This is a genomic window from Colwellia sp. BRX8-4 (assembly GCF_014077345.1).
GTDB lineage: Bacteria > Pseudomonadota > Gammaproteobacteria > Enterobacterales > Alteromonadaceae > Colwellia_A.
Genome location: NZ_JACGVS010000010.1, coordinates 1 through 18,699, shown reverse-complemented (window position 1 = coordinate 18,699; position 18,699 = coordinate 1). Strand labels below are relative to the sequence as shown.

Below are 18,699 nucleotides of genomic sequence, written 5' to 3'. Positions count from 1 at the left end.
AAACTATGAGTATTTTTAAAAAGATAATGACCGCAATTCGAGGTGGCGCTTCAGAAGTTGGAGAATCAATTGTTGATTCAAACGCTACCCGTATTTTTGAACAAGAGATTCGTGATTCAGAAAATCACTTAACTAAAGCTAAACGTGACCTTACTGGTGTTATGGCTCAACAAATGTCATCAAGCCGTGAAGTTGACCGTTTAAAGCGCGAAGTCACTGAGCACGAAGGCTATGCAGTACAAGCCCTTGAAAAAGGTGATGAAACGTTAGCATTAGCTGTTGCTGAAAAAATTTCTAACTTGGAAAATGATCTAGCATCTCAACAACAAGCACTTGATAGTTTTTCAGGTAGTGCTAATCGTTTAAAAGAACTAGTGAAGAAAAGTGAGCGCCAAGTAGGTGAATATAAGCGTCAACTTTCTATGGTTAAAACAACAGAAAGTGTTCAAAAAGCAACATCGGCAATCACAGATAACTTTTCATCAAGTAATTCTAAGCTGTTAAATGCTAAAGATTCTTTAGAACGCATTAAAGCTAAACAGCAGAAATTTGATGATCAAATGAAAGCGGCAGAAGTGTTAGAATCTGAAAACTCAGATAATTCATTAGCTGCTCAACTTAAGCAAGCCGGTATTGGTGGCACAGATAATAGTGCGAATTCAGTATTAGACCGTTTAAAAGCTAAACAAAAGTAACACACATGCTCGTTAGCCATTATTGACTAACGAATACCGTTTTAACCGCCTAGCTGTTTTCCTCCCAACAACTAGGCGGATTTTTGGGATCTGAATATGAGTTTTCTAAAGCGACTATTTAAAAAGAAAGAAGACGAACGCCAAGTTAACTCAGCTGAAGAGTTAAAGATTAAAGATATTATTGTGCTGACCGACAGTTTCGCCTTACCTGAGTCCTTACGTAAACAACAGTTTCAAGTATCAGCCATTAACTGCTACGAATTTGAAAGTAACACACAAACTGAATGGGTTTTACAAGGTGCGAACAACCTTGAGCTTTACTTAACCATCGAAAGTGATGATAAAACTTACCTTAAATTTGCTCTTAAAATTCAGCACCAAGATATCGAATCACTGTTCGATTTAGATGAGTTTGCCACCGTATTTGATGAACCTGGTGAAGCCTTTCTAGAGAGAAAGTCAGATTCTTTATTAACATCAGGCTGGAGTAGTCCACAATACCAGCAACAAGTTTTTGCAAAAGTAGGTTATTTTCACCGCAGAGATAATCGTAGTGAAAGTTTAAGCGCCTATGAAGGAAATGAAGCAGGCGAGCAATTTGAACTTTATAGCTTACTTGATGAAGAGCAATCGCGCGGTATTGATATTGAAGTATGGCAAGATGGTGATACCGACTTATTTATTACGTTATACCGTCCAACTTCTGATATTATCGATATTTTCCCGGGGAGCTAATTTGTGAGCAGAAAATTACCTGAAAAATGGCAATCTTCAATTCAAGCAGTCAAGGCGGTGCAAGTTGCTTTTGATATGGATGAAAAAATTCAATTAGCAATTCGTACTCAAGCATTACATGCCGGTCTGAGTCCATCAGACCAAATTCGTGATATTCTTGGCCTACCAACGAATAAAAGACCTAAACGACCTCGTTTAACCGTAAGTTTAGGACAAGATGATTACCAAATATTAGCCTTAAAATACGGCCTTTCTCCTGAACAACAACTTGAAATAAAGCGTAAATTAATGGATGATTTAATTCTACATGTTACGCAAAACAATAATAGTTAACTGCAAAAATGAAATTATAAACATTATGATGATGCGCCATAGACTTAAACATTACACTATCGATGAATTTGGTATTAAGAATTATAAATCTCGATATATATTAATCTTAACAATATTGACACTCTATTTGATTATGGCTGGAGCAGCGAAACTGTTACTGCATTTCGAATTACCCGCACCTACGGCCAATATAAAAACATATAATGATGCTTTCTGGGCGCTACAAGTGAGCTCTAGTACCATAGGTTATGGTGATTACTATCCTGTAACTACAGGTGGCAGGGTCGTTGTTATGTGTATGTTCTATATTGGTGTTGGATTAATGAGTTTTATTGGCGCGCAGTTTATTAATCGTTTTTTTGGATTTTCTAACACAGACGTTAAAAATAGAGAATTGCGCCGACAAAATAAAGAAATACTTGATCATAATAAGCAACTCGAAGTGAAAATTGATTTATTAGCCAATAAAATTGAAGAAGTTATTCACAAATCAACCAAGTAAATATTAATAAATAATGTGTAATAAATAATGTGTAATAAATTTATTATATTATGCCATACTTGTCTTTTAAATATAATAAAAGGGAAAACACTATGTTAATTAAAACTATTGCTCTAGCAGCACTTATCATGACGGCAACAGGCTGTGCTAACACTGACGCTTTAGAAGCAAGTGTAAGTAGCCTAAACCAAAAGGTTGATACACTAACTAATAAAGTTAATGCCTTAACGGATGAAGTTGCCGATGTAAAAAGTCAGCAAACAATGAATACAGAAACAATAGAAGGTGTTAAAACATCTGTTGCTAATGCTAATGAACGCATGGATAACATTGCTTCTAGCTACAAAAAATAACGGTTAGACCATAGGTCTATTAAATAAAACACGAGATTGATTATATCAGCCTCGTGTTTTTTTATGCCTGCTATTTTCGTATCAACAAACTATGACTATTGGCGTGCAATGATGGACAAACGCCTTGAAGGACAGCCTGTCTAAGAAATACCATTATCGACTCTTACATCGACATCAAGGAGTATCAAGACCATGTGACTATATGAATGCCTAGAAATGGCCATACCGTTGTGAACATCGTCGTTCCTTGCCATCTAGGTTACTGCTCCTGCGTTACTCTACTTATTGCATCCATGCAGTCACAGCATCACGACATAACGTAGACGTACAGAGATACACTAATGCCTAGAAAAACAGGATGTATGAGAAAGTCCATCCTGAACATAAAAAGCCAGTTACTTTTCAGTAACCGGCTTTCATTTTCTGTTGATTAATACCAACATATACTAGTACTTAGCTAGCTACTTTTTCTTTCACCCAAAAGCTTGAGATAAAGGAAATTAAACCAATTAAGAAAAACACGCCGGCAATTTCACGTAGCCAATAAAATATTGAAAGTTTATCTTGAGTTACCATAAAACTTAACGCTTCACCACTTTCTGGTATACGCTGTAACCACACTTGTAATACACCAGCACCTGTTAAGAATAATGTGATGAAAACCATAGCAACAGTCATCAACCAAAATCCCCACATTTCACGTACTTGGGCACGATTACAATTAGCTTCACCGATACCACGTAACTTAGGCATAGCATATGAAATAATTGTCATTACGATCATCGCATAAGCACCATAAAAAGCCATGTGACCATGAGCAGCAGTAATTTGTGAACCATGGGTATAGTAGTTTACTGGTGCTAATGTATGTAAGAAGCCCCAAACACCTGCACCTAAGAATGCCATTACTGACGTGCCTAATGCCCAGAGTGTCGCAGCCTTATTAGGGTGCTCACGGCGACGGCGATTAACCATGTTAAAGGCATACAATACCATCGCAAAGAATGGTAAAGGTTCTATTGCTGAGAATACAGAGCCCACCCACTGCCAATATTCTGGAGTAGTTAACCAGTAGAAATGATGACCTGTACCTAAAATACCTGAGATTAACGCCATTGCAATAATGACATACAACCATTTTTCAATAACTTCTCGGTCAACACCTGTTATTTTGATCAACACATAAGCTAAAATTGCGCCCATGATTAATTCCCATACACCTTCTACCCATAAATGAACAACAAACCACCAAAAGTACTTATCAAGTGCTAAGTTAGTTGGATTATAGAATGCGAATAAGAAGAATACGGCTAAACCAATTAAACCTGTCATCAACACCATGTTAATAGCTGTTTTACGGCCTTTTAAAATAGTCATACCTAAGTTAAACAAAAAGCCTAAACAAACAATAACAATACCAATTTTTGTGATAGTAGGCTGTTCAAGGAACTCACGTCCCATCGTTGGCCATAATTCATTTAACGTATAGTGAGCTAAAGTTGAATAAGGGACTAATAGGTATCCTAAGATAGTTGCAACACCTGCGGCGGCAAATATCCAGAACAAGATAATAGCTAATTTAGGACTATAAAGTTCAGTTTCAGATTCTTCTGGAACCATATAATAAGCAGCACCCATAAACCCAAATAATAGCCAGACTATTAGTAGATTGGTATGCACCATACGTGCTACGTTAAAAGGAATTGCGCCAGCAAGAAAGTCACCAACAACATATTGTAACCCCATAACTAAGCCAAATAGAATTTGGCCAACAAAGAGTATTAATGCAAAAATGAAATAAGGTTTTGCGACCGCTTGAGATTGATATTTTAAAGTGTTCATCGCATTATCCTTCAATATTCGGTGGCCAGTCATTAGTATCTAACTCTGACGTCCACTTCAAAAATTCTGCTAAGTCATCAATTTCTTTATCGCTAAGATGAAAGTTTGGCATTTGACGACGGCCAGGGATATTTAACGGCTGAGCTTTCATCCAACCATTTAAAAAGGCTTTAAAGCCCGCTTCACCGCCACGGCGTTTATAAACATTACCGAGTTCAGGTGCAAAATAAGCCCCCTCACCTATTAATGAATGGCAACCGATACAGTTATTCTCTTCCCAAAGTTCTTTACCGTGAGCAACAGCTTCGGTAATATTTTCACGGTGATCCCTTTCAGGCATCACTTTGGTGGTGTGGTAGGTCAAAGCTAGAAATATTAAGAAGAAGAATACGCTTCCTCCATAATAAATATTCCGAGCCATGCCTTTAGTAAAACGCTCTGACATGGTGTTTTCCTTAGTAAAAACGATAATAAAGCTTGAGGATAATAAACCGCTCTTAAATAAGGAGACTTGATTTCTATCAAGTTTTAAAGAATGTGTAATAATTTGTGACTAAAAAAAAGGTAAGTATGCGTTATATCAAAAAAGTGGAAGTTTTTTCGCCATTGCCCTAGAAACATTTAGCATTCCCAGCAAAACAAAAGCGGCATGCATAGTAACAAAGTAAATGATCATCACCATTAAAGACACTTCAAAAGCATCAGTTGTTAGTAAGACAACAAGCGGAATTACGATAATAAAAAAGCCGGCTAAAATAGACAATTGAATGGAGCGGTATAGATGAATACATTGCCAGCCTTTCTGGTGCTTTTTTTTAATAAAAAACCATATTAAAATTAAAAAAGACAGGCCAGGTATAAGTAATAAATTCATCAAAAATAACGATTGATAAATAATAGCATCCCGGCCATCTTTGGCTGAATGGTGTTGGTTCGATGACTGCTCAACTGAATTTTTCATATAAACCTCTCTTAACTAAAAGTAACACTATTTTTTAGGTCAATGATTAATCTGAATAGACCGCCTAACGCCTTAAACATCACTACAAAAGATAAATTACACAAATAACAGCAGGAATTATAAATACATAGCCAAGTAATAATATCCGCCACATTTTAGGCGCTGTGCGAAGTTCCATGAAAACATCGGTAATTTGCTGCCCTTTAAGGAAAACAATTAATAATACAAAAGCAATTAAGTACTCTGGGGATTTTATAACCTGTCCGATATAAACTGAACTAAAGGTCAATATAATTAAAAGTAGCCAACTTATAATTGTTTGTTTCAAAGTGATCATAGTGTCATTACCGCCTCTTTAAATAACATAGATAAGTGGAAACAAAATAATCCATAACATATCAACCATATGCCAATAACTTGCACCCGATTCAAAGCCAGAGACGTCCTCTTGATAAGCACCTTTCTTAGCATTTACGCCAATAATAAGCAGAATAACCATACCTAAAAGTACATGCATAAAATGGAAGAAGGTAATAATAAAATACAAAGTAAAAAAAGTATTTGTCTCTATATCAATGCCTATATTGAAGAGAAACTGATATTCCCAAATTTTTACTGCTAAATAAATACAGGCAATAACTTGTGAAATGACGAGTAAGTTAATTGATTGTTTAACTTGATGAAGATGAATAGCTCGAACAGATAAAGCAACAAATAAGCTGCTGGTGATTAAGGCAATCGTATTAATTAAACCCGCAATCGGGTGAAGCTTAGCTTTACTCGCAATGAACATATCACTATGTAATTGCTCAGTAATAGCAAAGCCAATAAAAAATATAGCAAAGACAGTAAGTTCAGCAAGAATAAAAAACCACATGGCTAAATCACCCGGCAGTCTTTTATTAACCATATTGTCAGCTACTTTAACCTCGCGAAGTTCTGAAGTTTTTGAAGTAATAACGCTGTTACTCATCAAAGTAGATTCTAGCAACATCCATTAAAGCATTAACCGTATCAATATCATCTGATAATGGTTCGGCTAAACAACAACGACAAACTTCGATAGGATTCATACCACTTGAAATCATTTTCGCTGCATAGATTAACAAACGTGTTGAAGCAACTTCATCGAGATCGTTTTTTTCTAAACGACGTAAAGCTTGGGCAAGTTCAACTAATTTAAAAGCTAAATGGGGATCAACCCCTGCTTCTTTAATTAAAATTTCTTGTTCTAATTCCGCAGTAGGGTATTCAAAGCGCAGTGCCACAAAACGCTGACGTGTACTTGGCTTCATACCTTTCAATAGATTTTGGTATCCGGGATTATAAGAAACAACCAGCATAAAACCGGGGGCGGCTTCTATTAACTCACCGGTGCGTTCAAGGGGTAATACGCGACGGTCATCAGCTAATGGATGCAATACAACGGTTGTATCTTTGCGTGCTTCAACGACTTCATCTAAATAACAAATGCCGCCTTCACGAACAGCCTTTGTTAACGGACCATCTTGCCAATAGGTGCCGTTGGGACCAATTAAATGGCGACCTACTAAATCAGCAGCGGTTAAGTCATCGTGACAAGAAACAGTATAAAGGGGTTTATTGAGTTTTTCTGCCATATGGGCAATGAAACGCGTTTTACCACAACCTGTTGGCCCTTTAATTAATACGGGTAATTGATGGTGATAGGCATATTCAAATAAGGAGACTTCATTCTTTTGTTCTTTATAATATAAAGAATCGTCAGTTTTGGTCGAAGGTTTAAGATTAACGGTGTTCATAAAAACTCAAAGGCGTAATTTAACTTAACGTTAAAATACGCCCTAAATGAGTTAGCTGCAAATTTGAATGGACCTTAGTTGATTCCGATCAATTGAGCATGAAAATAGCGATTAATTAGCCAAAAATTGCGCGCATTAAACCGATAGCTTGTTCAACACTTTTACCATTTTTAACCTGAATAATAATTGAGTCACGTTTACCCTGCAAGTACGCTGGAAGATCTTCTGAGGTAAGCGCTTTGTCCACTAATATTTCAGCTGACTCTTTACTACGTTTTTTAGGCGTCGCCTTTGACTTCGATTTCGCTTTATTAAGCATTTTTTCACGTAATTTAATGTAGTTTGAATTTGGTGCTAAATCAGCATCAGCAAATAAAAATAAATCAATTAATACCGCACGATTTTTCCAAAGGATAAGTTCACGATTTTCTTTGTTGCTAGTAGCTTCATCTTGAGCGCTTTCTTCGCCCTCACTTACATCACTGTTTACTTCAACTATCTCTGGTTGTGCTTGATGCCACCATGCAAAAGTACGCATAGTACCAATCATGTCATGCCAGTAAGATGAAAAATCTGTGTTTTTTAGTTTAGCAATCGATAAGCCTTGGCAAAGAATATCAATTTTATTGTTATTTAATGCAATAAATTGATCCGGTCTGCGCATCGCTAATAGACGTGTAGCTACCGCTAAAGGCGCTTTTTCGCCTTGGGCTTTTGTTTGCGTATATTCTTTAAAAATTTGTTGGAAGTCGTTAACAAAACTTTGGTAGTTTGCATGACTTACTTCTCCAGTTAAAGGAATGTGCGCTAATGCTGCATCAAACTTTTCTGGCGACTGCTCAAGCAAGGTATGAAAAACTTTTGCACCTTTAGTGCCCGCAAACCATTCAACATCAAAATTATAAATGCTGTAGTCATGCTGAGTTGTGTGCTTACCAGAAAAAGCTAAACGGTCTTCAACAATTAAGTCTGCTAAAGGTTGTTGGCGAATTTCGTCAAGATAATTCAATAAACGTAAACGTTCATCTAAAGCATGAATCGTGCTTTGTTGTTCAATAAAACTGGCAAATATAGGCCAAGGAGCAATTCTAGCCATTTTAAACTGACTAAGCGTAAAGCCAGCTTCAAGAATATCTTGTAGCTTCTTAAGCGGTAAAAGTTGCTCATCTTCTAAAAGATCCTTATTAAGTTCTTCACGACATAGTCGGGCCAACTCGCCACACCAGCCCAGAAAATCATCTGGACGATGTGTCACTTTAACCGCCATTAAATTTAGGCTCAATGGCGTGACATATTTAAGGGCATTTTGATAAACCTGATTTTCAGCATCAGACAAGGGCATATTAACAGGTGAAGATAACAACTTTCTCATGAAACTATATAAACTCCGTATAAGGAATTATCACTAATAATACGGTTAAGCATAGATTAGAAATAATATAAAAAAAGCGTGAAAAATCCACGTTTTTATTAGGTATTGCAATTAAGTATATCGATTATAGCAAATGAGGAGTGTTTTGTTGATTTAATCTGCGAAAAAAAACGCTAGCCAACTTTAATCTTTATGCATCTACACCGCCCAACTTATAATTAGCATCGATAAAGCATAGCGTGTAGTTAAACGGAACGATAAAAGTGACGTGTAATGATTAGTTTTCAACAGCACTTTATTATAAGTTATTATTCTGTTAATTTAAGTACAGAGCTCTTCGTAGTTAAGTTATCCCGTGGCAAGACGAGATAAATATACCCGAATGTTAAGGATGACAAATGCATCGCATAAAAATAATTTTACTTTTGATATTATCTTTTGTTTTTCAGCCTGTTCAACTACATCTATAGATGGCTCAAAATCTGATATTAAACAACACATCAATATTCCTATTAATTACAATTTATTTGAACAAACAAAAATAGCGCCATTAAATGAGCAAGAGCTGTTTTACCTAACGCAAGACCAACAGAAAAAAGTAAAAATAGATTTTGAGAAAAAAGTAGCTACGGGCTATGAACCTCACCAAGCACTCTATCAGATACTTAACGAGAACATGGCCAATTTTACCTATTATGGTGAAACATATAATGCCACTACCGTAATGCGTCTTAATAAAGGTAACTGTATGAGTTTGGCCATTTTAACAACTGCTTATGCTAAGCTTTTGGGGTTGTATTTCTCATATCGTAATGTGTATACCTTACCGATTTTTTCTAAAAAAGAAGATGTTATTTTGTCATCTTCGCATGTACAAACAGTAATTTATGATCCTTCTTTTGTTGCTGATGATAACTTTTTCTATTTTTCTCCCTCCGGTATAACCATTGATTACTTCCCAAATAAAAATAATCGTAGAGGAGGAACGTTTTCTTATAATACCTTTGTAGCTATGTATTATAAGAATATAGCTGCTGACGCTTTAGCTGATAAAAATTTAGCGAAATCCTTTATGTATGCTAGTACCACCTATAAATATGACACTAAAAATATCGAAACAATTAATTTATTAGCCGTTATTCATCGTAGGGCTGGCGATGTAAAAACGGCAGAAGCAATCTACAAAATAGGTATAGATAGAGGAAAACCAAACATAGCACTATTAAGTAATTATATTATGCTACTTAAGTCTCAACAGCGAATGGAAGAAGTGAGTTTTCTGCAAAGTAAGATGGAAGAATTAGACGACCCTAGCCCCTATAAATCGTTAACTCAGGCTTATGTCGCAACACAAAACAATGATATTAAACAAGCAGAAAGACACTTTAAAAAAGCATTGAAGAAAGCGCCCTATTTAAACCAAGCCTATATGGAACTATACCGTATTTACATAAAGCAACAAAAAATGGAGATGGCCCAAGCTATGTTAGTTAAAGCACTGGAGTGGACCTATGAGCTTGATGAAAAAAAGCTCTATAATATTAACCAAAGCATTGCTAGAAATATCTAAACGGTAATATTGGTAAATATCGAGTGTAGTTGATAATTTATCGTATCAACCTTTAGGAAGCGATATGACAGCTTCAACTCCTGCGACATTTTCTCTGTTTTTTAAGGATAAAAGTCCATCATGATTAAATAATATTTGTTTGCATAACGTTAAGCCAATACCACTGCCTTGTGGTTTTGTCGTATAGAAAGGGACAAATAAGTTATTTTTGTTAGCTATCCCGCTACCTGAATCACAGACGTGAATGTGAAAATATTTATCATCCTCATGACAAAACACTTCAATTATTTTATCTGTGCTACGAGTTATCTGCATGGCTTCTTTGGCGTTTTTAAAGACATTTATAAAGACTTGCTCAAGCTGAGCTTTATCTGCGTAAATATTTACCTGCTCTAAATCAATAGAATTATCTGGAAATAGAATACGACAATCATTAAAGAGCGCAATACAATGGCTAATAAAGCCTTGCAAGGCAAATCTACTTTTATTGGGTTCAGGCAAGTGAGAAAGCTGACTATAGCTGGCAATAAAGGAACTAAGCGAACTTGCTCGTTCGTTAATAATATCAACCCCTGTTAATAAAGACTCGCGATTTAAGGCTTTCTGCCCATCTTGTAATTTAGAACTTATCGATTGGCTAATACTAGAGATAGGTGTTAACGAATTGTTCATTTCATGACTTAAAACACGCAATAAACTTTGCCAAGATTTTCGTTCTTTTTCTAATAATAATCGTTGTGCTGAGGTGATTAAAAAGAGTTGATGTTGCTTGCCTTCACTTAAAAAGTATTCTTTAAAAAGGAAGTGTTCACCACTAAGCTGGGGGTGTTCAAAATCAATAATTCCGCTTTGTGCTTCACTAATAACTTTCCCTATCACTAGGCTTGTCAGCAATAAATGAGCGTGTTGAGACATATCTATTTGTAATAATTTTTGGGCCGAATCATTTGCCAATACAATCCGACCTTGTTCATCAACCGCTAAAACCATTGCATCCATTTGTTGCATTATTCGCTCAAGTAACTGCCGACTCTCTTTCGCTTCAATTTTACTTAATGCCAGTGTGTCTGCGAGGTTATTAACGAGAGTGAGTAGTTCTTGAAAAGCCTTATTTTCTTGCTCTCGGCCACGTAAACTATAATCGCCATCAATCATTGATTCCAAAATATTGGCCAAGGTTCTTATTTGTTGCTGAGAACGTTGCTCAGAAATGACAACAATAAAAACAGCAATTAACGCCAAAATAATAAGTATAAAAGCAATTAAATAAGCAGACACATTGGCTATATAAAGTGCTACGGTCGTTATAAGCAAACAAGGCAAGCACAAAAACAGAGCTAGCAAGCTATGATCATTTTTTTGTTTTCGTTGTTGATTAGTCAAGGCCGTGTTTACTCATACGACGATAAAATCCACTGCGACTTAACCCTAAAGATTTGGCCGTTTCTGTGGCGTTACCTCGATGATGTTTCAAACGGCTGATCATTGATATTTTTTCTATTTCATTTAAAGATAATGACGAATAATTAGTGAGTTTATCACCTCTATTCTCATCAAGTTCACTTGCTGAAGGATGAATATCCTCAAGTAATAAATCTCGTCCACCTATCACCGATTTTTTACAGGTAAAAAGTAGTTTTTCCATAAGATGGCTTAGCTCACGAATATTACCCGGCCAAGTATGCTGTTGTAACTTTTTAACAGCATCCGATGATAACTCAGGGGCGACAATATTATATTTAGCACTAAAGCGTTGTAAAAAATAATGGGCTAAAGGCTCAATATCTTCAATTCGTTCGTGCAATGAAGGTATACGTAGTTGAATGGTATTTAAACGGTAAAATAAATCTTGTCTAAATTGCTGTTCACTAATAGCTTTTGCCAAATCACAGTTGGTGGCTGAAATAATACGTACATCCGCGCTCAGTGATTTACTACTTCCGACTACTTCAAATTTTTTTTCCTCTAATACTCTTAATAACTTAGCTTGTTGAGCCATTGGGATATTGGCAAGTTCATCCAGAAATAACGTGCCTTGCTCTGCCATTTCAAAACGGCCAACCCTGTTTTCTTTAGCGTCTGTAAATGCCCCTTTTAAATGACCAAACATTTCGCTTTCAAATAAGCTTTCTGGAATAGCGCCCATATTTACTGGAACGAAAGAATTTTCAGCTCGCGATGACTGTTGATGCACATAAGAAGCAAGCATACTTTTCCCCGTGCCATTGTCACCGGTAAGTAAGATACTCATATCACTTTTTGCGAGTTCTTCTAACGATGACAACAATGTTTTCATTACGGGTGATTGCGCAATAATGCCATTATTTTTAGGAAACGATTGTGAGCGGAGTAGTTTATTTTCTTGATTGAGTCGGTTGAGCTTTTTATCGATACTGGCTAATTTCAATTGCGTATTAATAGCGCTTAGCATACGTTCATTGTTCCACGGTTTCTGGATGAAATCTTTTGCGCCGGCCCGCATAGCATCAACTGCAATATCAATAGTTGCCCAGCCGGTCATAACAATAATAGGCAGAGTTTCGTCAAACTGTTGAATAGCCTCAACTAACTGTAACCCTTCACCACCAGAAGTGGTGTCTTGTTGAAAATTCATGTCAATTAAAACGAGATCTACACTTTCACGCTTTAAATTTTCCAAAACAGCTTCTGGCGTGGTCATCGCTAAAATATCAAAATTCTCTTCTGATAACATATATTTTAAGCTGGCAATAATATTGAGGTCATCATCAGCAATTAAGATTTTATTATTTTTCACAGTATTATAGTTACACCATTAATTAATATTAGTCTATCGCCCTAACATTAAGGGCGATAGCTTTTCTTCCTTCGTCTTATTCGTAACGAAGAGCTGAGCTTGGTTCCATTTTAACTGCTCTGGTCGTTGGTGCATATATCGCTAACATTACAATAGCAGACAATCCGATAACTACCGTTACTGCAAGAACCACATATAAATACGTTGGAAATATACCTTCCGACATTTTATTAAAACCAAAGGCAATTAATACAAAAATGATTAAGGCTAAACCTAATCCTTTAATTAATTGTTTCGCACCTTGTTTCATAAACATATTCACAATACTTTTATCGGTAGCACCCACTGCGCGTCTAATACCAACTTCATGAGTACGTTGTGCCACCGAATTAGCGGTTAAACCATAAATGCCAACCAGTGCTAACATTAGGGCAAAGAAGCCGGTACCAAAAGTGATATTAGACGTTAATTGCATTACATCACGCATCATACCTCTATTTTTCTCTGCCGGTTCAACCGCATAAAAGAGATCAATATTTCGATCTATTTTATACAAGGCTTGATAAAATATTTCTTCACTATTAATTAATTCGCCTTCTATTAGGTAAAAAAAGTTTTGAAAAGCCGTCATAAATTGTAAACCTGAAGTATAAACTTCATCAGCGCTATCAAGCTTACCGAGCATGGTTTTAGGATTCATGCGATTTGTTACAACGCCTACTATAAATAGTTTTTCGTTTTTTTCATCTATCTTAAGTTGAAAGCTTTTACCAATGACAGATTCTCCAGGCCAGTATCGGCTCGCCATTGATTGACTAATCAAAGCGACTTTACGATTACCTTCTTTGTCTTGATGATTTAAGAAACGCCCATCAACCAAGTTAACACCAATAGTATCTGTTTTCCCTATCACACTTAGCGTATCAACAGATGGCTTACTTTTTTCATCGGTGTAATCAATTCCCTCAAGTGTTAGGGGAAAATTTCCAAGCCAGTTGTTCATAACGACACCCGCAACGCGAGGGTGACTTTTGATGTCTGTCATTAGGTTTTGATAAAAAGCAATTTGCTGCTGTGGTTCTGCATACTTATTTTCAGGTAGGCTTAGCCTAGCTCTCATCACATTAGTGTAATCATCTCCCGTTTCTAAATTAACCAGTTTATTGGATATATACCCTGACATCGAACCAATAAGCATTAATATCGCGACAAGAAATACTTGAGTCGTCACTAAGAATCTTGATAAACGCCCAGCTTTTTTACCTTGTGCGCCTCGAGTTCCATCACGTAATGTTGTATTAATGTCTTGATTGGCAGAGCGCCAAGCGGGTAAAAATGAGGATAAAAAAATTGTCACTATAGTAAAGGCGGCCGCCATTAATAGTGTTTCTTTGTCCATACTCCAACGCCACCAAAATACTAGCGTTTTGGAGTTCCATGAATGCAATATAATATCGGTGTAATGTAAAGCTGCACCTACAAGTAAAACCGACAAAACGCCACCTAATAAGGTAATAATAACGCCTTCCCACATTAACTGACTAACTAAACGAGTGTTTGATGCGCCTAATGCTGCTCGTATCGCGGTTTCTTTTTGACGTTCTATAGCCCGAGCAAGTAAAAGATTTCCAACATTAATACACGCAAGTAATAGGATCATCCCAGCGATCACATTTAAAAAGGTAAAAATTACCGTACCTTCCCCTCCCATTTGCGCAAAAGGAAATGACCAGAAACGTACTGACTTATCACCTTTTTCTAAATCGTATTGCGTAGCATTTTGTTGATAAATCGTATTAATTTGCTGACTTAAGGCTTGTTCAGCTTTAGCTCTACTGATATCAGGTTTAATACGACCGTAAAGATGAACATGATTAGGATTGTTCGCTGTCTTTTTTATGAGTGATTGTTCTATCGGCAGCCAAATATGACTCGAACCAGGAAAAAGATACCCATGGGGCATAACACCAACAATTTCGGTAACAATATCATTCACAATAATAGTCTTACCAATAATGTCTTTGCTAGATGAATAATCACTCGCCCAAATCTGAGTGCTGATAACTGCAACTGGAGAAGCACCTGCTTCTATATCTGCAGCTTGCAATGTTCGACCTAGCGCTGCTTTTGTACCACTGAAATCAAAAAATCCTTGGTCAACATAAGTCCCGTAAACATTCTTTCCACTATCTTCAAAAGACAATCTAAAATCTTGTTTATCATAAATACCAAATTCACTGAGTACTGTTTGTTTTTCCTTTATCATAAAGAATTCATAGGAAGTCCATAACTGAAATTCACCATTAAATTCTGCATTAACCGACAGCATGCTTTCGCCGTTAGGTAAGTCTAAGTCTTTATGCATGGTTGAATACAAAAATGAAAAGGTGAATAAGCTGATGGAAAGCCCTCCAACAAGAACAGCTAAAGTCATCGCAGTGAACTTAGGCGACTTAAAAAGTAATCTAAAGGCATATTTGATATCAATAAATGTAGACATGTATCCTCCTAACCTACCACTAATGTAGGTGCAGGCATTGAATCTGCATTGTTTTTTATGTTGATATTATCGGCAATTAAACGGCCATCAAACATCTCTAAACAGCGGTCTGCTCTTTTTGCAGAAGAAGGATCGTGTGTCACCATACATATTGTCGCTCCTTCTTGGTGAAGTTTATCAAGCAAGGCTAATACAGCTTCAGCATTTCTTGAATCTAAATTACCGGTTGGTTCATCAGCAAGAATAATTGCGGGGTCGTTAACTAAAGCACGAGCTACAGCGACTCGCTGTTGTTGACCACCAGAAAGCTGTGATGGGAAATGATCTTTTCGGTGAGACATTTCAACTTTTTCTAATACCTGCTGTACTTTGCCCTCTATTTCACTTTTTGATAAACCTTTTTGATACGTTAACGGTAGCATCACATTTTCAAAAACCGTCAAATCGGAAATTAAGTTAAATGACTGAAAGACAAAACCAATTTGTTCACTGCGAATTTTTGCTCGTTGATCTCTTGATAATGATGAAACATCAACACCATCTAGTTCATAAGTGCCATGGGTTGGAGAATCAAGTAAACCTAAAAGTGATAATAATGTAGATTTACCACAGCCAGACTGTCCACTTAATGAAATATACTCACCCTTTTTAATCGTTAAATTAACAGTATCAATAGCGCGTGTTTCGATTTCTTCAGTCAAAAACCTTTTACTGATTTCTTTCAATTCGATTAATGTGCTCATTTTTATTTCCTTTAATTTGTCTGTTACTCTTATCTTCATAAATAATTATTATTAGTTAATCATCACTTCTTGATGCTCTTGCCAACTCGTTGTATCGGAAATAATAATTTCATCTCCAACGTCTAAACCAGAAAGTATTTGAATTTGGTTGACTGAACTCTGCCCTAACTTCACCTTTTGTTTTTGAGCAAATTTTTTATCATTAATCAATTTATATAAACCTGCATCACTATAACGAGGGGCAAATACCGGACGTTGGACATAAAGTGTATCCGCAATATCACTTACCTCAATTAAACCATCTACCGTTAAATCAGGTCGGGCATCATTAGGTAATTCACTATTTAGCTGCACATCAATTTGAACCATGCCAGTATTTACTGCCGGGTCAATACGAATAACTTTACCAAAAATTTTATTACTTCTCGTATCAACAACAACGGCTTGACCTAATGCAATATCACTCACTTTATTTTCTTGTACTTGAAGCTCAGCAAACAACGAACGTTGATCCGCAATCAAAGCGACACTACCACCAACTTGAACTTGCTCTCCTAACGCAAGAGAAACCTGCTGAACCACCCCATTAGTTGTCGCTTTTACGGCTAAAGCATCGACTTGATCTCTAATACGCTGATAGTTATTTTCAACTAAGCCCAATCGTGCTTGTTGAGCAGTTTTAGAGGCAAGTAAACTCGCTTTCATTTTTTCAACTTTTTGCATTTGTGATAGCCAGTATTGATTTTGTTGCTTAACGGCCAGTTGGCTATGCTGATAATCAAGCGCTGATACGGTGGCATTTTTTTGCGCGATTAATTGTGTTTCAGCATCAAGTTTTAACTTGCTGATTTGGTAACTATAGTCAGCTTCAACGACTGAATTTTCTAAATCAAGCAATTGAGATTCAAGCGCAATATAAGCAGCATAATTTTCTGCTTTTTTTGCTTCGTATTCCCAACGGGCTTTTTCTAATTCACGGTGTAATTCAGGGTTAGAAAGTTGCATCAGCATCTGCCCTTTAATGACATGAGCGCCTGCTTTTACAAAGGCTTGTTCAACACGACCAGAAACTTGTGCTGAAACCCAACGAATATAGACTGGTTTTAAAACCCCTGTTGCGCGAACATTCACTTGAAAACGACCTTGTTCAACAACAGCGGTCACTAATTCATTTTGTTTAACAATAAAAGAAGCATCGCCCATCACACTTTTTAATTTATACGTTGCAAAAGCTAACATCAGTACAACGGGTACATACCAGTACTTACGCCACAAAGGTATTATTTTTTTTTCTCGTTGGATATCCATACGCTGATGATTTCATTTTATTAAGTAATAATTAAGTAAGGTAATACAAGGGACATGCCAACTTCAAAAAATACGTAAGCAGCTGTTATTTAATAACAAAAAAATTCAATCAATTGCTTTAGCATTAAACTGTGTCGAAAACGACACAAAGTAAAAATTAAGATGTGGCATTTATGGAACAAGCTAAAACGCGACCCCATCAAAAAATAAATCCTACTGTGAATAGGTCTTCAATTTTTGGTATATTTACTCTTTTATATAGATTTTTAATATTAACTCAAGCTGTTATCATAGAGTAAATTTCAATTTATTAAGATAAGTAAAGTAGATGTCAATAAAACCCTTAGCGCGCGTTACGGTAGAACCAAAATCAACAGCCACATCATGTGTTATTTGGCTACATGGACTTGGCGATTCAGGTGATGGCTTTGCACCGATTGTTCCTGTATTAAATTTACCAAAAAATCATGGTATTCGTTTTATTTTTCCGCATGCTCCTGAGCAAGCGGTAACAATTAACCAAGGCTATGTGATGCGTTCTTGGTACGATATAAAAAGTATGGACTTGCATAATCGAGCTGATATGGCTGGCGTACTTGAGTCTGAACAAGCCATTCACGCGCTTATTCAACAGCAGATAGATTCTGGTATTGCTGCCAATAAAATAGTACTAGCAGGTTTTAGCCAAGGTGGCGTTATTAGCTTATTTACCGGTCTTAGGTACCCAAAAGCCTTAGCGGGCATTATGGCTTTGTCATGTTACCTACCAACCGCAGATAAATTGCCCGACAACTGTCACTTCGCCAATAAGCAAACTCCTATTTTGCAAAACCATGGTGAGCAAGATGACGTAGTACCAATGAGCTCGGGAAAAATGGCCAATCAACTATTGATTGATGCTGGATATAATACAAAATGGCAATCTTATCGTATGCCTCACAGCGTATTACCGGAACAACTTAGCGATATTTCAGCTTGGTTAGTGAATACCTTATTAAAGTAATTAAGCTATAAATTAACTCAATAAAAATAAAGCCGGCATATTGTCGGCTTTATTCATTTAGGTCAGATAAGAAATAACACGTTAGTTATGAACGACCAACCCCTGACATTAACCCCTTGACTTTCATATCTAAAACTCTCTTTACCATTCACAGTGGCTATCCAGATTGGCCAAAACTCAAAGTGATTTTTTAATGGGTGAATAATTTATGCGCGTTATTTCAGC

The 18,699-nt window shown here is 36.4% G+C and carries 19 protein-coding genes; 7 read left to right on the top strand and 12 right to left on the bottom strand.

Annotation, left to right across the window (positions count from 1 at the left end):
* Positions 1-5: 5 nt before the first annotated feature.
* The 5 genes from H4J56_RS10035 (at position 6) to H4J56_RS10015 (ending at position 2,618) form a co-directional block, all read left to right on the top strand.
* Positions 6-695: a PspA/IM30 family protein gene (locus H4J56_RS10035; RefSeq protein ID WP_182216470.1), complete on the top strand. Its 690-nt coding sequence runs from the start codon at positions 6-8 to the stop codon at positions 693-695.
* A gap of 96 nt (positions 696-791) precedes the next feature.
* On the top strand, positions 792-1,430 hold the full coding sequence (locus H4J56_RS10030) for a hypothetical protein (RefSeq protein WP_182216468.1): 639 nt from the start codon (positions 792-794) through the stop codon (positions 1,428-1,430).
* Positions 1,431-1,433: 3 nt separating this feature from the next.
* Positions 1,434-1,763 (top strand): hypothetical protein, encoded by a 330-nt coding sequence (locus H4J56_RS10025; RefSeq protein WP_182216467.1) that lies wholly within the window; start codon positions 1,434-1,436, stop codon positions 1,761-1,763.
* 25 nt (positions 1,764-1,788) lie between these two features.
* The gene (locus H4J56_RS10020) at positions 1,789-2,265 is read left to right on the top strand and encodes a potassium channel family protein (protein WP_182221850.1); all 477 of its coding nucleotides are present in this window, start codon (positions 1,789-1,791) and stop codon (positions 2,263-2,265) included.
* Between the two features lie 92 nt (positions 2,266-2,357).
* Complete coding sequence (locus tag H4J56_RS10015) at positions 2,358-2,618, top strand: LPP leucine zipper domain-containing protein (protein WP_182216463.1); 261 nt, start codon at positions 2,358-2,360, stop codon at positions 2,616-2,618.
* Between the two features lie 453 nt (positions 2,619-3,071).
* Here the strand turns inward: H4J56_RS10015 and H4J56_RS10010 are convergent, their stop codons facing one another.
* The 7 genes from H4J56_RS10010 to H4J56_RS09980 all read right to left on the bottom strand — a co-directional run bounded on the left by H4J56_RS10010 (position 3,072) and on the right by H4J56_RS09980 (position 8,574).
* The gene (locus tag H4J56_RS10010) at positions 3,072-4,460 is read right to left on the bottom strand and encodes a cbb3-type cytochrome c oxidase subunit I (protein ID WP_182216461.1); all 1,389 of its coding nucleotides are present in this window, start codon (positions 4,458-4,460) and stop codon (positions 3,072-3,074) included.
* A gap of 4 nt (positions 4,461-4,464) precedes the next feature.
* Positions 4,465-4,905 (bottom strand): cytochrome c, encoded by a 441-nt coding sequence (locus H4J56_RS10005; protein WP_146796219.1) that lies wholly within the window; start codon positions 4,903-4,905, stop codon positions 4,465-4,467.
* Between the two features lie 135 nt (positions 4,906-5,040).
* Positions 5,041-5,421 carry a hypothetical protein gene (locus H4J56_RS10000; protein ID WP_182259265.1) on the bottom strand — a complete coding sequence of 127 codons (381 nt, stop codon included), beginning with the start codon at positions 5,419-5,421 and terminating at the stop codon, positions 5,041-5,043.
* Positions 5,422-5,503: 82 nt separating this feature from the next.
* The gene (locus H4J56_RS20000; protein ID WP_182216457.1) at positions 5,504-5,758 is read right to left on the bottom strand and encodes a cytochrome C oxidase subunit IV family protein; all 255 of its coding nucleotides are present in this window, start codon (positions 5,756-5,758) and stop codon (positions 5,504-5,506) included.
* Between the two features lie 18 nt (positions 5,759-5,776).
* Positions 5,777-6,394 carry a cytochrome c oxidase subunit 3 family protein gene (locus H4J56_RS09990; protein WP_259368180.1) on the bottom strand — a complete coding sequence of 206 codons (618 nt, stop codon included), beginning with the start codon at positions 6,392-6,394 and terminating at the stop codon, positions 5,777-5,779.
* Positions 6,387-7,202, bottom strand: coding sequence for a CbbQ/NirQ/NorQ/GpvN family protein (locus H4J56_RS09985; RefSeq protein WP_182216455.1), 816 nt, complete (start codon positions 7,200-7,202; stop codon positions 6,387-6,389). The genes H4J56_RS09990 and H4J56_RS09985 overlap by 8 nt, the downstream gene beginning before the upstream one ends.
* A 115-nt stretch (positions 7,203-7,317) precedes the next feature.
* A complete protein-coding gene (locus H4J56_RS09980; RefSeq protein WP_182230260.1) occupies positions 7,318-8,574 on the bottom strand; it encodes a hypothetical protein in 1,257 nt (418 codons plus the stop codon).
* A 391-nt stretch (positions 8,575-8,965) separates the two neighbouring features.
* Between H4J56_RS09980 and H4J56_RS09975 the strand changes: the two genes are divergently transcribed.
* Positions 8,966-10,144 (top strand): lipopolysaccharide assembly protein LapB, encoded by a 1,179-nt coding sequence (locus H4J56_RS09975; protein ID WP_182216452.1) that lies wholly within the window; start codon positions 8,966-8,968, stop codon positions 10,142-10,144.
* A 45-nt stretch (positions 10,145-10,189) separates the two neighbouring features.
* Here H4J56_RS09975 and H4J56_RS09970 read toward each other — a convergent pair whose 3' ends face one another.
* The 5 genes from H4J56_RS09970 to H4J56_RS09950 form a co-directional block, all read right to left on the bottom strand.
* Positions 10,190-11,527, bottom strand: a complete 1,338-nt coding sequence (locus tag H4J56_RS09970; protein ID WP_182216450.1) for a PAS domain-containing sensor histidine kinase — start codon at positions 11,525-11,527, stop codon at positions 10,190-10,192.
* Complete coding sequence (locus tag H4J56_RS09965) at positions 11,520-12,920, bottom strand: sigma-54 dependent transcriptional regulator (protein ID WP_182216448.1); 1,401 nt, start codon at positions 12,918-12,920, stop codon at positions 11,520-11,522. Before H4J56_RS09965 ends, H4J56_RS09970 begins: the two co-directional genes overlap by 8 nt.
* Positions 12,921-12,996: 76 nt before the next feature.
* The gene (locus H4J56_RS09960; protein ID WP_182259264.1) at positions 12,997-15,420 is read right to left on the bottom strand and encodes an FtsX-like permease family protein; all 2,424 of its coding nucleotides are present in this window, start codon (positions 15,418-15,420) and stop codon (positions 12,997-12,999) included.
* A gap of 8 nt (positions 15,421-15,428) precedes the next feature.
* Positions 15,429-16,163 carry an ABC transporter ATP-binding protein gene (locus H4J56_RS09955; RefSeq protein WP_182216444.1) on the bottom strand — a complete coding sequence of 245 codons (735 nt, stop codon included), beginning with the start codon at positions 16,161-16,163 and terminating at the stop codon, positions 15,429-15,431.
* 51 nt (positions 16,164-16,214) lie between these two features.
* Positions 16,215-17,471 (bottom strand): efflux RND transporter periplasmic adaptor subunit, encoded by a 1,257-nt coding sequence (locus H4J56_RS09950; protein ID WP_182216442.1) that lies wholly within the window; start codon positions 17,469-17,471, stop codon positions 16,215-16,217.
* A gap of 328 nt (positions 17,472-17,799) precedes the next feature.
* On the opposite strand from H4J56_RS09950, the gene H4J56_RS09945 reads away from it, so the two are divergent.
* Complete coding sequence (locus H4J56_RS09945) at positions 17,800-18,474, top strand: alpha/beta hydrolase (protein ID WP_182216440.1); 675 nt, start codon at positions 17,800-17,802, stop codon at positions 18,472-18,474.
* Positions 18,475-18,699: the final 225 nt, after the last annotated feature.